15 protein-coding genes are annotated in these 15,888 nt (G+C 40.4%); 5 read left to right on the top strand and 10 right to left on the bottom strand.

From position 1 onward, the window contains the following. Window positions 1-3 precede the first annotated feature (3 nt). Both hscA and fdx read left to right on the top strand, forming a co-directional pair. Window positions 4-1,899, top strand: coding sequence for a Fe-S protein assembly chaperone HscA (hscA, locus tag Q7U33_RS02155; RefSeq protein ID WP_304857943.1), 1,896 nt, complete (start codon window positions 4-6; stop codon window positions 1,897-1,899). A gap of 95 nt (window positions 1,900-1,994) precedes the next feature. Further along, window positions 1,995-2,336, top strand: a complete 342-nt coding sequence (gene fdx, locus Q7U33_RS02150) for an ISC system 2Fe-2S type ferredoxin (RefSeq protein ID WP_019897759.1) — start codon at window positions 1,995-1,997, stop codon at window positions 2,334-2,336. Between the two features lie 103 nt (window positions 2,337-2,439). On the opposite strand, the gene Q7U33_RS02145 is transcribed toward fdx, so the two are convergent. The 5 genes from Q7U33_RS02145 to Q7U33_RS02125 form a co-directional block, all read right to left on the bottom strand. After that, window positions 2,440-3,084, bottom strand: a complete 645-nt coding sequence (locus Q7U33_RS02145) for a carbonic anhydrase (RefSeq protein ID WP_304857942.1) — start codon at window positions 3,082-3,084, stop codon at window positions 2,440-2,442. Window positions 3,085-3,142: 58 nt separating this feature from the next. After that, entirely contained in the window at window positions 3,143-4,687 is a 1,545-nt protein-coding gene (locus Q7U33_RS02140; RefSeq protein WP_304857941.1) for a SulP family inorganic anion transporter, read from the bottom strand. Between the two features lie 157 nt (window positions 4,688-4,844). After that, window positions 4,845-5,117, bottom strand: coding sequence for a hypothetical protein (locus Q7U33_RS02135; RefSeq protein WP_304857940.1), 273 nt, complete (start codon window positions 5,115-5,117; stop codon window positions 4,845-4,847). Between the two features lie 58 nt (window positions 5,118-5,175). Continuing rightward, the gene (locus Q7U33_RS02130) at window positions 5,176-5,445 is read right to left on the bottom strand and encodes a hypothetical protein (RefSeq protein ID WP_304857939.1); all 270 of its coding nucleotides are present in this window, start codon (window positions 5,443-5,445) and stop codon (window positions 5,176-5,178) included. A gap of 51 nt (window positions 5,446-5,496) precedes the next feature. Then, the gene (locus Q7U33_RS02125; protein ID WP_304857938.1) at window positions 5,497-5,757 is read right to left on the bottom strand and encodes a hypothetical protein; all 261 of its coding nucleotides are present in this window, start codon (window positions 5,755-5,757) and stop codon (window positions 5,497-5,499) included. 106 nt (window positions 5,758-5,863) lie between these two features. Between Q7U33_RS02125 and Q7U33_RS02120 the strand changes: the two genes are divergently transcribed. Genes Q7U33_RS02120 through Q7U33_RS02110 form a run of 3 tightly spaced genes read left to right on the top strand, consistent with a single transcriptional unit; the run spans window position 5,864 to window position 9,140 of the window. Further along, a complete protein-coding gene (locus Q7U33_RS02120) occupies window positions 5,864-6,643 on the top strand; it encodes a LuxR C-terminal-related transcriptional regulator (protein ID WP_304857937.1) in 780 nt (259 codons plus the stop codon). Window positions 6,644-6,696: 53 nt separating this feature from the next. Beyond that, window positions 6,697-8,664, top strand: coding sequence for an ATP-binding protein (locus Q7U33_RS02115; protein WP_304857936.1), 1,968 nt, complete (start codon window positions 6,697-6,699; stop codon window positions 8,662-8,664). Window positions 8,665-8,672: 8 nt separating this feature from the next. After that, window positions 8,673-9,140, top strand: coding sequence for a response regulator (locus Q7U33_RS02110; protein ID WP_304857935.1), 468 nt, complete (start codon window positions 8,673-8,675; stop codon window positions 9,138-9,140). A 52-nt stretch (window positions 9,141-9,192) separates the two neighbouring features. On the opposite strand, the gene Q7U33_RS02105 is transcribed toward Q7U33_RS02110, so the two are convergent. The 5 genes from Q7U33_RS02105 to prfB form a co-directional block, all read right to left on the bottom strand. Then, window positions 9,193-10,164, bottom strand: a complete 972-nt coding sequence (locus Q7U33_RS02105; protein ID WP_304857934.1) for a serine protease — start codon at window positions 10,162-10,164, stop codon at window positions 9,193-9,195. A 342-nt stretch (window positions 10,165-10,506) separates the two neighbouring features. After that, window positions 10,507-11,151, bottom strand: coding sequence for a DUF2490 domain-containing protein (locus tag Q7U33_RS02100; protein ID WP_304857933.1), 645 nt, complete (start codon window positions 11,149-11,151; stop codon window positions 10,507-10,509). Between the two features lie 160 nt (window positions 11,152-11,311). Further along, on the bottom strand, window positions 11,312-12,763 hold the full coding sequence (locus tag Q7U33_RS02095; RefSeq protein ID WP_304857932.1) for a porin: 1,452 nt from the start codon (window positions 12,761-12,763) through the stop codon (window positions 11,312-11,314). A gap of 207 nt (window positions 12,764-12,970) precedes the next feature. Further along, on the bottom strand, window positions 12,971-14,533 hold the full coding sequence (gene lysS, locus Q7U33_RS02090; protein ID WP_304857931.1) for a lysine--tRNA ligase: 1,563 nt from the start codon (window positions 14,531-14,533) through the stop codon (window positions 12,971-12,973). A gap of 1 nt (window position 14,534) precedes the next feature. Beyond that, a protein-coding gene (gene prfB / locus Q7U33_RS02085) for a peptide chain release factor 2 (protein WP_304857930.1) occupies window positions 14,535-15,639 on the bottom strand; the annotation gives its coding sequence in 2 pieces (ribosomal slippage) (window positions 14,535-15,557 and window positions 15,559-15,639; 1,104 coding nt in all). Window positions 15,640-15,888: the final 249 nt, after the last annotated feature.

The raw sequence follows: 15,888 nt of genomic DNA, 5'->3' as shown, positions 1-15,888 counted from the left end.
CTTATGGCATTACTCCAAATTTCAGAACCTGGCATGAGTGCCGCACCACATCAGCATAGACTTGCTGTAGGCATCGACTTAGGCACCACCAATTCACTGATTGCCACTGTTCGCAGTGGCATGAGCACCGTTTTGCAAGACGACTTTGGTCATGCTTTATTACCCTCTGTTGTTCGCTACATGCCTAATGGGGACATTGTCGTTGGCCACGAGGCGCAAGCACACCAAAGCGAAGACCCAATCAACACGATTACATCAGTCAAACGTTTTATGGGTCGTAGTTTAAATGACATCTCCAATAAAGCACATATCCCATATCGATTTGTAGAGGGTACAGACTCAACGACAACACGTAGCTTGCAACTACAAACCCGTGCTGGTCTTAAAACACCTATTGAGATTTCGGCTGAAATCCTTAAAGCACTCAAAGCACGTGCAGAAAAATCTCTAGGCGGAGAATTAGTAGGTGCAGTCATTACAGTGCCCGCTTACTTTGATGATGCGCAGCGTCAAGCTACTAAAGATGCTGCACGTTTAGCAGGTTTAAATGTACTACGCTTACTCAATGAACCAACGGCTGCTGCGGTAGCCTATGGCCTAGATAACGCCGCAGAAGGCACTTTTGTCATTTACGATTTAGGTGGCGGCACATTCGATGTGTCTATCTTACGTTTATCTAAAGGTGTATTTGAGGTACTTGCTACCAATGGTGACGCAGCGCTTGGCGGTGACGACTTTGATCACCGCATCTATTGCTGGGTGTTAGATAAAGTACGTGAAACCAATGCCAATTTCTCACCGCTTACTGAAGAAGATACCAGACTGTTGCTCACAAAAGCACGTCAGGCAAAAGAATGGCTCACTGACAACTTTGAAGCACAAATTGTTTGCAAATTAAGCAACGGTACATTGGTAGACGTAACACTTACCGCGTCTCAATTGGTAGAAGTCACCGAGCATTTAGTCAGCAAAACCTTATCACCAACACGCAAAGCAATGCGCGATGCCAAACTTAACCTTGAAGACATTAATGGTGTAGTCATGGTTGGTGGTGCTACACGTATGCCGCATATTAGACATGCAGTACAAGAATATTTTCAGCAAGAACCTCTCACTAATTTAGACCCTGATAAAGTCGTTGCCTTAGGTGCAGCGATTCAAGCAAATATCTTGGCTGGCAACAAGAGTGACGATGACTTATTGCTACTAGACGTTACCCCGCTCTCTTTAGGCTTAGAAACCATGGGTGGGCTTGTAGAAAAGGTCATCCATCGTAATAGCACACTACCAATTGCTCGCGCCCAAGAGTTCACCACTTATAAAGATGGACAAACCGCGATGAGTGTTCATGTTGTGCAAGGTGAGCGAGAACTGGTCAGCGACTGTAGATCCTTAGCCCGTTTTGAATTGCGCGGCATACCACCCATGGCAGCTGGTGCAGCACGAATTCGTGTAACGTTTACGGTAGATGCTGATGGCTTGTTATCAGTATCAGCCCGTGAGCAAAGTACAGGTATTGAAGCAAATATTGCCGTGAAACCATCTTACGGACTCACTGAAGATGAAATCACCAACATGCTTAAAGCATCATTTAATAGTGCCGAAGAAGATAAAAAAGCACGTATGCTTGCAGAAGCAAGAGTGAATGCAGGCGCAATTATCAGCTCAGTAAGTGCCGCTTTAGCCGTAGATGGCAATTTAATCAGTGCAACTGAAGTAGAAGCAATTGAGGCCGAAATTAAAAAATTGCAAGCACTTACAACGGCTGAAGATGCTACTGCGATTAATCAAGCAGTGGATACGCTCAATCATGCAACGGAGGCATTTGCAGCTGCCCGCATGAACGCCAGCGTAAGCCGTGCGCTAGCAGGAAAAAATTTAGATTCAATTAACCTGTAGGCGCGATATTATATTTCGATAGTAACATGACCGAAATTGCGTGGTTACTACCGCCACTCACGATTTACAAATCGGGCCTACTTTAAGGAAACAACATGCCACAAATTATTATTCTGCCACATGTAGAACTATGTCCCGATGGCGCAGCCATTGAAGCACAAACTGGCGAATCTATCTGTGATGTCTTACTAAACAATGACATTGATATCGATCATGCCTGCGACAAAGCCTGCGCATGTACAACATGCCATGTCATCGTACGTGAGGGTTTTAAATCACTCAGCGAATCTACAGAGCAAGAAGATGATTTGCTTGATAAAGCATGGGGCTTAGAGCCAAACTCAAGGCTATCGTGCCAAGCTGTGGTTGGCACAGAAGACTTAGTCGTAGAAATTCCAAAATACAGCATCAACATGGCAAAAGAAGGCCATCGCTAGAAAAATCAAAACAACTGCTAGCCTACAAAGCTCGCGGTAAATTAATTAATGTTCTACCCGTAAAAAAAACCGCCTATTGGCGGTTTTTTTTACGGATTAACTATTAGCCAACATAAGTGTCTTCTAAGAAGTTAACCTTACCTGTAGCAAGATCATAAATAGACCCAACAATCGCAATTTGGCGTGCTTCAATCATGTCATTCACGATATCACTTTGACGAATAATGGTATCAATCTGATGCTTTACATTCAGCACATTAATCTTTTGAACAAAGTCTGGATTTTTAGAGTTTCTATCATCTTTGTTCAGTACAGTTTTTTCGTGACGAATAGATGGTTTAATAAAGTTAATAATTTCGCCAATATGCCCATCTTTAAAATCATCGCATGCAGCTTTAACAGCACCACAACTGGTATGCCCCATCACAACGATCAATTTGCTACCCAAATATTTAGAACCAAACTCTAAGCTACCAATGGCTTTATCAGACGCAATGTTACCTGCCAAACGCACGCTGAAAATATCACCTAACGCTTGGTCAAATAACAATTCAACTGGTGCACGAGAATCACTGCAACTTAAAAAAGAGGCAAAAGGATGTTGCTTATCTTTAGTAATATTCAGCAAACTTTGAAAGTCTTTATCTTCAGAATAGTTACTCGTAAACCGAATATTACCTTCAATTAGAATATCTAAAGCTTCTTTTGGAGACATTAAGTCGCGATTAAGTAATGGGTGTTTGTACATTTTTATTTCCTATCATTGATCTTTATTAACAAGCTTGACCTTAGTATCATTAATGCTATTAATACTTAGGCTGAATAAAATTAATTGTTTCGACTTCAATATTTTTTAATTTAGCGTGGAGTGGATAATCACGAATAAACTCGACGACGTCATACGCAATCGACTTACAATTAGAGCAATCGATAACCACTTTTGCATTTTTAGGTATCGCCTCGAGCACTTGCAAAATGCTCGCCTTATTAAAGAATGAAACCTCTTCAGCTAATACAATGTGATGAACCTGACGACCATCCTCTGTCGTTTTGCTCTCTTTAAGATAGTGAGAGTTACGGTAACTATGATGTAGGGTATAGAAAATACCGACCACTAAACCAATGGCAATCCCTGTTAATAAGTCTGTGAGCAATATAGCGACAACAGTCGCTATAAATGGCGCGAACTGTTCCCAGCCTAACTTATACATATGTGAAAACAATGATGGCTTAGCTAACTTATAACCCACCATAATCAAAATGGCAGCCAAACTAGCTAAAGGAATCATGTTCAACATACCTGCAATCGTCACTGCACTGAGCAATAGCCAAATACCATGCAAAATTGCTGACAGCTTACTTTTGGCGCCAAAGGTGATATTTGCAGAACTACGCACAATGACTTGTGTAATAGGTAATCCACCGATCAAGCCTGACAACACATTACCAATGCCTTGTGCCTTAAGCTCTTGATTTGTTGGTGTAATACGCTTAACTGGATCTAGCTTATCAGTTGCCTCTACGCATAAAAGTGTTTCTAAGCTCGCCACAATCGCCATCACTAAACCGACTTTATAAATTTCTATATTAGTAAGCTGTGAGAAATCTGGCGTTGTAAACTGGCCAACAAACTCACCGAGGTTATTAGCAACTGGCAATTGCACAATCTGCTTTTCTGCTAAAGAAAAATTAAGAACACCTGACTGGAACAGATAGTTTAATAAAATACCAACAAGCACTACAACAATCGGACCTTGTAGCAATTCAAACAAGCGATTTTTCTTTGTTAAGGTTGTATCCCATAAAATTAGGATCACCATAGAAATAGCTGCAATTAATAAGGCACCTGGCGTTAGTAAATTCCATGCATCAGCTAAGGCAGTAAACGTATTGTTACCATCAGCCTGCACGAAAGACTCACTACCTTGGTAGTCATCATCGTAACCCAATGCATGCGGTATCTGTTTAAGTATAATCAATAAGCCGATACCCGTTAACATCCCCTTAATGACAGATGAAGGTACAAAGTATGCAATGAAGCCAGCTTTAAAATAGCCAAGTAAAAACTGAATCACCCCAGCGACCATCACAGATAATAAAAATGCTTCAAAAGAACCTAATGTTCCAATTGCCGTGAGCACAATCACCGCAAGACCCGCAGCAGGGCCACTCACCCCAAGCTGAGACCCACTAAACATACCCACAACAATACCGCCAACAATACCTGCAATCACACCTGAAAATAATGGTGCGCCAGAAGCAAGTGCGATACCTAAACACAATGGCAATGCCACAAAAAATACGACAATACTTGCCGGAAAATCGCTTTTAAACTCTTTGAATAAATTCATTTTTTATTTTAATTCCTTTTATAAAAATGATAATGATTAGCTTATAAGCTTGAGGTAACGCTAAGAATACTATATCAAACGCCTACAATCGCAAAAGCCCTGCCAGTTAAATAACGGCAGGGCAAGCTTAAAAAACTAATATGACATATCTATGACATTAGTCCGTATTTCTTTCTACATATGGGCGTTTACCCAACATGTTAAGACGCATTTGCTTATGTTTACCATCAGTTTCAGCACTCTCGTCTATCAATGTAGCGCCTTCAAAATTTTCCTTCTTGTTTAGTGCTGGATCAGCAGGTGCTTGCTGATATGGGCGTTTAGACAAGTTTTGTTTATTAATATGTTTGTAGTCTTCATCTGCTGATACTGCACCAGCTGCCAATAAAGTTGCTGCAGACAATAGTGTGATTAAGTATTTGTTTTTCATGATATTCTCCAATAATTATGTATTTGTATTCAGTACAACATTGTTTAAAAAATTAGCTTTAGTATGGGCGTTTACTTAACATGTTAAGACGTAATGTATGACGACTGCCAGCAACCACATCATCTGAAGCCTGATCAGAAATCAGTGTGGCACCTTCCCACTGTTGGTCTTTTTTCTGGTCACTATTTGTGACAACTTGTTGATATGGTCTTTTAGAAATAAAGTTTTGATGATGTGCATTATTCTTAAAGTTACCTTCAGCATGCGTTGTACCTGCTACCAACAATGCTGCTGCAGATATTAGTGTGATTAAACTTTTACTTTTCATGATTTTCTCCAATTCGTTTTTCATCTAGTGATACTATTTTTAGTATCTCGCTTATTCAGCATACTTATTGATGCGCGATGCGTTACGGTTTTTTGAACCCACTTTAACTTTCGCTTCATCCTCAATCAATGTTGCACCTTCCCATTGTTGATCTTTTTTCTGATCGCTTTTTGTAACCACTTGCTGATATGGTCTTTTAGAAATAAAATTTTGGTTGTGTGCATTACTCTTATAGTTGCTTTCAGCATGTGCTGCACCTGCTACTAATAAAACTGCTGAAGAAACAATTGCTACTAAATTTAAAGCTTTCATTCTTTTCTCCTTGTAAGACTGTCTGTTGTTCGTTTAATTGCTTTGTTGATGGAGTGCATTATGAATGGTCTGAGTCAACTAAAAATCTACCATTATAGGTATAACGGTGTATACTGTTCGGCATATGCCAAGTGACCTACATGAAAATATAAATCAACCAAGTAGCGCTCGCGCGCTTAGACAAAGCTTGAAAGAAACGCAAGCAAACGATACCCATTTACGGCTGTATCTAAACTTTGGTCAGCAATTATTTGCACACGGTTGGAATATCAGTGCGGCGAGTAGCTTGCTACATTCATTATGTAATTTACTCTCTGCACAACACGCAATATTAGCGATTGAAAATTCTGGCAAACTTGTAATATTTACTCAAATTGGGCAAACACTGCCAGTAGGATCAAGAATTCCTATGATGGGCATATTAGCTATGATGCTAAAGAACCCAGTTCAATTTACTGTTCATGAAAATAAAAGTACACAATTATGGACACATGCAGACTTACAACATCATGAGTGCTTAGTCCCTATCGCTTTAGGGCAGCATGGTAAAGGCGTCATCGCTTTTTCGGGTAAGAAGTTAGTGCTAAACAACGCGGAGATAGAAGCTTTAAATGCGGTATCAGGCTTAATCGCACTCGCTATTTCACAGCATCAAGGTCCTGCTCGTAGTGAAGCTGATTTATCTATTTTAGAAACACTAACACCACGAGAGCGTGAAATTTTCGCACTGTTGCCCGCTGGTTTAAGCAACAATCAATTAGGTCTTAAACTTGGTATTGCATCAGGTACCGCTAAAATTCATGTAGAGCGTATTTTAAATAAACTTGGTGTCAAAGACAGAACGCAAGCTGCGGTGAAGGCAGTTGAGCTTGGTTATAAATCTTAATAGGCTAATCAGTCTTAATAGGTTGTAAATTTATATTTGCAAAATGATTGTTAATGATGAGTAAATCACACATCCCAGCGAAAAGAAAAAACATCAGCCCCCTACATTGGGCAGCGCAGGCGTGGCAAGATTTGCCCCTTGGGTTTAAAGGTATGTTTGTGATTGCGCTACCGTTAACCGTGTTATTAGCATCTTTAGCTTCACTTTATATACGTGAACTAGAATCCACCATGCTCGAAAACAATCTTAAGCATGCTTTACAAAACCAACGTGATATTCAGACCGTACATACCCAGCTTTTAGAAGCATCAACTGGCGTGAGAGACTATCTGCTTACAGGTGACAAACACTTCTTAAACATTTTTTTTGAAGCTGAAAAAATACTTCCTGAGATTATCAATACACTAGAAGATCGCCTAGAAAGCGATCAGCAAAAGAATCGCTTACTTGTCATCGTGCCATTGGTTGCTAAGAACTTAGCAGATTTAAAAGCGCTGTCAGATCACGACTCAGAAATAGCCTCAGATAGTTTGATTACGCAATTTAAATCACAAGTCGCCACGCTAGACCAGCTTAGAAAAGAAATTGAAGCACTCAATGCAGAAGAGGCGTTACTAGTAGAGCAAGATCAGCAAGAGATTTTTCTACAGCGTCAGCAAAGTATTTCTGTCACGCTCATTGCCGCAATTGCAGGCATTATTGGTTCGCTCATGGCTGTTTGGATCTTTTCACGTACGATAGTTAAACGTGTACGTTTACTTCGGGACAGTGCAGGCCACTTGGCGCGTGCAGAAGCGCTCGATTTACCCTCAAGCAGTAAAGACGAATTAGGGCAACTCTCAGATGAGCTAGATCACGCCTCTCAATTGCTAGCCAAAAACATTAGCGACGCTTTACAAGCTAGGCAAGAGGCAGAAGAAGCCAGCGCCTCGAAAAGTATGTTCTTATCAAGAACCAGTCATGAACTTAGAACACCGCTCAATGCAATTTTAGGATTTGCACAACTATTAGAACAAGATTTAGCACCAGGAAAGCAACGCGACAGTGTTTCGCTTATCAAAGGCGCGGGTCAACATTTACTCAAATTAATTAATGAAGTACTAGAAATTGCAAGAATAGAGTCAGGTGAAGTCTCATTAGAGTTAGCACCTATAGCCCTTAATAACTTGTTAGAAGAAGCAATACATTACATTGCACCAATCGGAAAAATTCGAGACATCGAAATTAAATCGGATATTGAGCCAAACCTATGGGCAATGGCTAACCGACAAAAACTATTACAAGTCGTACTCAACCTACTTTCTAATGCACTAAAATACGGTCCGGTTAATTCTGCAGTTCAATTAAATGCTTATCGTAAGCAAGATCAAATCATGATTGAAGTACAAGATGATGGGCTAGGTATTCCTGTTGAGTTAAGGGAAAGAGTATTTACACCTTTCGATAGATTAGGTGCAGAAAATACTAAAATTGAAGGGACTGGTCTAGGTTTAGCACTATCCAAACAAATTATGCTTGCAATGCATGGGAGCATTCATCTTGCAAAAGATAAAAGCCTATTTTGGGTTGAAATTTCAGCCTGTGAGGCCAATACAGATGTTAGCAAACAACCTCAACAAAAAGAAAAATCAAAACAACTTAATCTATCAAACAAACACTCGATTCTTTATGTAGAAGACAACATTAGTAATCGTGCACTGGTTGAAGCCATTATTCTACGTCAACGAGATTTGCGCATTCATTGTGTGTCCACAATCAAAGATGCAAAGCAATATTTAAACGAGTTACAGCCTTCGCTATTATTAATAGATTTAAACCTGCCTGATGGCTCAGGAGAAAACCTCGTACACTACGTGATGTCCGAGCCTAGATTAAAAAATATCCCGATGATGATTTTAAGTGCAGACGCTTTGCCAGACACCATCAATCGATTACAAGCTGCAGGTGTGGCTTATTACATGACAAAGCCGTTAGATGTTGCCGTATTTAATAAACAAGTAAGAGAATTAATTCAAAGTTAGGAAATAAAATGAACGAGGCTGAAATATTAAACGCCAAAATTTTAATTGTAGATGACGCGGAAGCTAATTTAAAGCTACTAGAAGACCTATTAACAAGAGAAGGTTTTCATCAGGTCATCAGCACGGCAGACTCTACGCGTGCCTTAGATTTATACAAAGCTTTTGAGCCTGACTTAATCTTGCTCGATTTAATGATGCCAGAACTAGATGGCTATGCGGTGTTAGAAATGCTATCACGGCACATTCCTAAAGATGAGTATTTACCAGTGCTAGTGCTAACAGCAGATGCCACAATCAGTGCAAAAAGAAAAGCTTTGGCACTAGGTGCCAAAGACTTTTTAACCAAGCCATTTGATACGATTGAAGCAATGTTACGTGTTTGGAACCTGCTTGAAACTCGTATTTTGTATCGTCATTTGAAATCACTCAACGCTGCAGTAACGCCAGTAGTACATATCAACCAGACTTCTGAGTAGTTAATTAACTGCTTAGTTTGCACTAAGCTCTTAATTAAGACCTTTTACCAAACTATTTAGCTAACAATGCCAATTGATCAAAATTAACTTTAGCGCTAGCAGTTTTTTCAGTAATTTTATTTAAATACTCGAGTGCTTGACGGTGATCATCATTAATTGCCAACACCTTTCTAAAATGCTCACCCGCTTTATTGTAGTCTTTTGTTTCGTATTCAGCTGTCGCTAAGTAGAACCAAGACTCAGCAGTATCAGGCTCAGCATTTACCCATTCACGAGAAACCGCTAACAGTGATTTCCAGTCATGTGAGATATAAGGCTTCACTACTTGCATAAAATAAGGCTGCTCACTTGCACCAACGGCCCAAAAAGGTTTCTCACTTTTAGTGCCTAATGCCTGAGCTGGCTTATGCTTGAGTGCTTGCACCCACTCTACTGGCATATAGTAATAATGGGCTTGGCTACCGCGGCTCTTTAATGTGATGATGCCGACTAAACTACCCATCTCATCAAACACACCTCCACCACTAGCACCCAATCTAAAAGGGCTAGTAGCACGAATCACTACGCCATCATCCAAAGGGAACATTCCCTTAACCACACCAAATGTATTCACAGGCTCGGTGGTCTTATCAGGATACCCAATAGTAAATACTGGGGTTTCATATTTTAGAGTTTTACTGGCACCAACTTTTGCAATAGGCGCATCTAAGTTAGCCACGGTTAAAATACATAGATCATGATGCCAATCAGGCCTCACTTCGGTAGCAACATGCGCTACACCGTTAACCATCACATGCACGTCATGTGCATCAGTCACCACATGGCAGTTGGTCACTACTTGGTCTTTATCAATCACCACTGCTGACCCCAAACCATGATTACCATTATTGTGTTTAACTTGTACACGTAAAACCTGTGCGTTGAGCTTACTCACCATTTCAGATGATGGTGATGCAGATGCCATGCCTGTAAAAAGCAAATGAAACCATACAGTACATAATAAAGCTGAAAAATGTTTATTCATGATGCTCTCCTCGCTACCATTAAACAAAGTCTATAAAGACTTATTCAATACAAAACAGGATTACTTAATGAATAAATAGCAATTCTCGTTCCAACTTTCAGAAACCTGACTACAGATGGCGTCAATGCTTAAAAGTACACGAAGAGATGACGGATTTTCAAACTAAATCACGTATAAAGAATAAAAAATACGCACTTTTAAAGTGCGTGAATTGTGCAAACTGGTGCGAAAAGAGGTTTAATAATGCGGCTTGATTTAATAGCCCAGATTTAATAACCTTGGTTTAATAAATAAGTGAAGTTGAATAGTCCATTCAAGTAGTTATATATTTAGCGCAAACATCTAAAATGAAAAAATGAGCGTCGTGGAAAACACATGATTCATAAAATTAGCTTGTTTAGTTTTAACATACTGATTTAAATAACCAAGCTCTATCTTAGCCTCAGGACTAAGCGTCCAATTTCCACCCAAAAATGCACGATTTTGGTCAAAACCTTTTTGCGCACCATAATCAGTATTATTTAAATTAATAAAATACTCATCATAAAACACCCAACTAAGCTTAGGATGCACCCCAGAAGACGCTACAAATCTCAACATTTGCCTTAACTTATGCCCGGTGTCATCCGCATTTTCAATAAACCTTTGCTCCAGACGTGTACGGCTTTGTATAGCAATATTGTTGATGTGTGCAAACTGATACAGATATTGTTGCCATAGCCGATGCTCATCAAATGCAGACCTACTCACTGGGTGCGTCACCACATGCGCATAACCTGCCCAAATACTGCTCTGCTCAGTTAATTGATAATAAACTGCTGGGCGCATCAACACTTGATCCAAATGCGCGCCCTCTTCTCGTAAGCGAGGTTGCAATTCAGCATACCAACGCCATCCCTCTGTAGGTAAAGCCCCAGTAACCGTCAGATTTAACCAAGCACGTCCATCCTCAACACTCTCAGCACATGCACGAGTAGTTAAAAACATCAAGACTGACCCAATTAATAAACTATATTTGAACATATTCAACACAAGCACCACCTATAAAAAAACCACCTTAAGCATCTAAGGTGGCTATTTTAGAACATCGATCTTAATTTAAGATTAAAAGTACTGCTATTACCTACTAAATCTACATTAAATTAATTTAGAAGTTATATTGCAACTGCACGCGAAGTGCATCTGCGTTAAATACCTCGTAATCAGTTGATGGACCACCTAAAGCAGCATTTGCAGCAGATGCGCCACGCACAAGATTAGAGCGCTTCATGCGATGGTAATAGGCCACTAACTCAACCTCAGGAGCGATTTGCCATTCAGCACCAATTTCCCAATCGTTAACTTTATTCTGTGCCGCATTAGATTCAGCTTTATTGTAACCATCGAAGTATTGCCATTTGACAAATGGAATCAAAGTGCCATTAGTATCAAAAACTTGGAAATTATCAATTTTATACATCGCTTGAATATAGCCACCATTTAAGCTTTTTTGTTGAATCTCATTGGCAGCAATATCTAAGCCTGGTGTTTTACCCCAGTTCCACTCAGCCTGTAAACCAAATGGTTGTGGATACATCATAAAGCTGACACCAACACGTTCGTCCTTAAACCCATTGCGCCCCTCTGCGGCAATTCCAGGTGTAGCTCCTGAAATTACACCAGATATAGGGTCTCTTCTTCGATATTGACTTGTTGATGATGATACGGATACTGGAACATAATCGCCAGTATATGCCTGAATACCTGCTTCGTAGATCTGTCCAGATTCTGTTTTCCACGGATGCGTATACCGTGCCACCATGTGATAATTGTCGTTGCGCTCACGCTGGTTTGCACCTTGGCCATTATATGCACCAAAGGCAAACTGGCCATAATCGCCTGAGTGTTTCAAGCCTAATTTACCAATCTCTTTAAACAATGCTTGTGTTTCTAGTGGCGTATAATAGTAGAAAGCACCTAAATCACGCTCATCTTTTACAGCACTATTTAATGCATCCGCACGATCTAAAGCCAAGCGATTTTGTGACGATTGTAAATTCTCAAAACCATAAGGTACTTTAGATTGACCTACGCGAATCCTATGCACATTGTCTTTAGTTAATTTTAAATCGCCATAAGCATCGCGTAGTTGTGCGATATTACCAGTATCTCCTGTAGAAGATGCAAAGTCAGGCTGAATGTAATAGTACAAACGCTCACCAATGTCGCCAAATAAAATGACACGTGCTCGACGAATTAAAAAGTTTTTATCTTGGTCACCCAAAGAGCGATCATTACCAACTGAGCGATCTGAGAATAGGTTGACACCTACGTCATCTCCACCAAGCATGGTGGTGTTACGCACTTGTAAGTAACCACGGATATTCACTGCCCCACCAACTTTGCCAGAAGAAAACTTTTTCTCTTTTTTCTTTTGTGTGTCTATTTCACTATCACGGCCCTTGGTAAGCAAAGCACCCTCTTCCTCGGTTAATACCCCTTTAGTAATCAACGCATTCACAATGTCAGTGGTAGAATCTGCCGAAGCATGTTGAGCAAGACCTAACATTAGTGAACCAGTGATAGTCGCTGCCACCAAGCTACGTAATTTGTAGTTCATTTCAATTCCCTCTTAGTTTAATAGTTATTTACTGCGTTTTTTCAACAAGAGGGATTTTGCGATAGCTGTATTACAGTTTGATGACAGAACTACATTTATCATAAAAATGACATAAATGTTGTATTTTTACAACAAAAAACCCCAATTAGTATTTACTAATCAGGGCCCAAGTAAAGCTATTGGATAAAGCTTAATGTATATTCAGGCTTAAGCTTCTGGACGCATATGTGGGAATAAAATCACATCGCGAATGCTTGCACTATCAGTAATCATCATCACTAAGCGGTCGATACCAATACCACAACCACCTGTCGGTGGCATACCGTATTCTAGTGCGCGGATAAAGTCTGCATCGTAATACATCGCTTCATGATCACCCGCCTCTTTGGCCTTCACTTGCGCATGGAAGCGTGCGGCTTGGTCTTCTGCATCATTTAACTCACTAAAACCGTTAGCGATTTCACGCCCTGTCACAAACAACTCAAATCGCTCTGTAATCTCAGGGTTTTTGTCTGATGCTCGTGCCAATGGTGACACCTCAACAGGATAATCAATAATATAGGTAGGCTCCCATAATTGGCTCTCTGCGGTTTCTTCAAACAAAGCTAATTGCAGTGCACCTAAGCCTGCGTGATCAAATGGTTTGGTACCAAATTTAAGTATTTCAGCACGCAAGAAGTTTGCGTCGTTCAACTGCTCAAGCGTGTATTGCGGTGCGTATTTTTGAATTGCGCCAACAATGGTTAAACGTTGAAAAGGCTTACTTAAATCCAATTCGCGACCTTGATATTGCAATACCGCTGTACCACAAGCAGCAATCGCAGCCGCGCGAATACAACGTTCAGTAAAGTCCATCAACCATAGGTAATCAGTATAAGCCGCATAAAATTCCATCATGGTGAATTCTGGATTATGGCGAACGCTTAAGCCTTCATTACGGAAGTTACGATTCACCTCGAACACACGCTCAAAGCCACCCACTACCAAACGTTTTAGATATAGCTCAGGTGCAATACGCATATACATTTGCATATCTAATGCATTATGGTGCGTAATAAAAGGCTTAGCTGATGCGCCACCTGGAATCGGGTGCAACATTGGCGTTTCTACTTCTAAGAATTGATTCTCAAGCATAAAGCTACGAATTGCTGACACCACTTTACTACGTGCAATAAAGGTTGCACGCGTTTCTTCAGACACCATTAAATCAACATAGCGCTGGCGATATTTAACTTCTTGATCTTGCAAGCCATGAAACTTCTCTGGTAATGGACGCAATGATTTAGTCAATAAACGCAACTCAGACACTTTAACTGAAAGCTCACCCGTTTTAGTTTTAAACAACACGCCTTTAGCCGCAATAATATCGCCTAAATCCCAATGCTTAAATGCATCGTAAACAGCTTCACTATTATCATCAGTGAAATTGTCTTTAGAAATAAACAGTTGAATACGACCAGTGCTATCTTGCACTGTGGCAAAACTTGCTTTACCCATCACACGTTTAAGCATCATGCGACCAGCGATGCTCACATGTACGGCTCTAGGTTGTAGTACTTCATTATCAAAACCACCAAATTCAGCATGCAAGCCCGCAGCATGTTGCTCTGGTTTAAAGTCATTTGGAAAAGCAACGCTGCCATTAAGCTTAGCATTTTCACGAATCGCTTTTAATTTCTCACGGCGCTCCGCAATCACATGGTTTTCATCGATTGCTGGCGCTTCATTAATCTGCTGATTATTTTGTTCATTATTTTGCACGTTACTCACACTACACTCCCTGCTTCAAACTTTCGGTAATAAATGGATCAAGGTCGCCATCCAGCACGCCTTGCGTATTGCCAATTTCCACACCAGTACGTAAATCTTTAATACGTGACTGATCTAACACATAAGACCTGATTTGATGACCCCAACCAATATCGGTTTTGGCATCTTCAAGTGCTTGTTTCTCTTGATTACGCTTATTTAACTCTAAATTGTAAAGCGCACCTTTCAGCATATTCATCGCTTCTTCTCTATTGCGATGTTGCGAACGGTCATTTTGACACTGCACCACGGTATTAGTCGGAATATGCGTAATCCGTACCGCAGAATCAGTTTTATTAATGTGCTGACCACCCGCACCACTCGCTCGATACGTATCAACACGCAAGTCGGCAGGGTTAATGTCAATTTGAATCGAATCATCTACTTCTGGGAATATCTGCACGCTGGCAAAGCTAGTGTGGCGCTTAGCGTTAGAATCAAATGGAGATTTACGCACTAAACGATGTACGCCGTTCTCAGTTCTTAAAGTACCATAGGCGTAATCGCCAGACACTTTAATTGATGCGCCCTTAATACCAGCCACATCACCTTCTGATTCTTCCAACACTTCAACCTTAAAGCCTTTGCGCTCGCAATAGCGTAAATACATACGCAACAGCATGTTTGCCCAATCTTGCGCTTCAGTGCCGCCACTTCCTGATTGAAACTCAATGAAACAGTTCGCAGCATCTAACTCACCAGAAAACATGCGCCTGAATTCCATCTCGGCAATTTGCTTTTCAAGTGCTAGCGAATCTTGCTCGACACTTAATAAAGTATCATCGTCATTTTCTTCACGCGCCATCTCAAACAGCTCTTGAGCATCTTTTAACCCAGATTGCACATGCGTGAGCGTCTCTACTACCATCTCAAGACTACGTTTTTCTTTACCTAATGCCTGACTTTTGGCATTGTCATCCCAAATTTTGGGGTCTTCCAGTAGACCATTGACTTCTTCTAAACGCTGGCTCTTTGTCTCAAAGTCAAAGATACCCCCGAAGAGCAAGGTTACGCTCGCCTAAATCGTCTAAACGATTAGCAATAATATTGAGTTGTTCTGCTTCCATAATGCTTACGTATTACTAAAAAACGTCATTATACAGCAAAGGCTTATCACACCATATTGCAGGATGATCTAATGCTTGTCGACTGAAAAGCATCAGTACAATCTACGCTAAATACTTTGAGCAGCCATACTTAATCGTTTTAAAAAAGACAAAATTATTGATGTATCTTAAAAAAGTTCCATTAAATCAATTTAAATACTCGCAGATTTTGGCCTAGACGGTTAAACTTGCAACATTCATAAATTTGTA

The organism is Methylotenera sp., from assembly GCF_030653755.1.
Taxonomy (GTDB): Bacteria; Pseudomonadota; Gammaproteobacteria; order Burkholderiales; family Methylophilaceae; genus Methylotenera.
The sequence above is the reverse complement of the archived record's forward strand: the minus strand, read 5'-3'. Positions and strand labels throughout refer to the sequence as shown.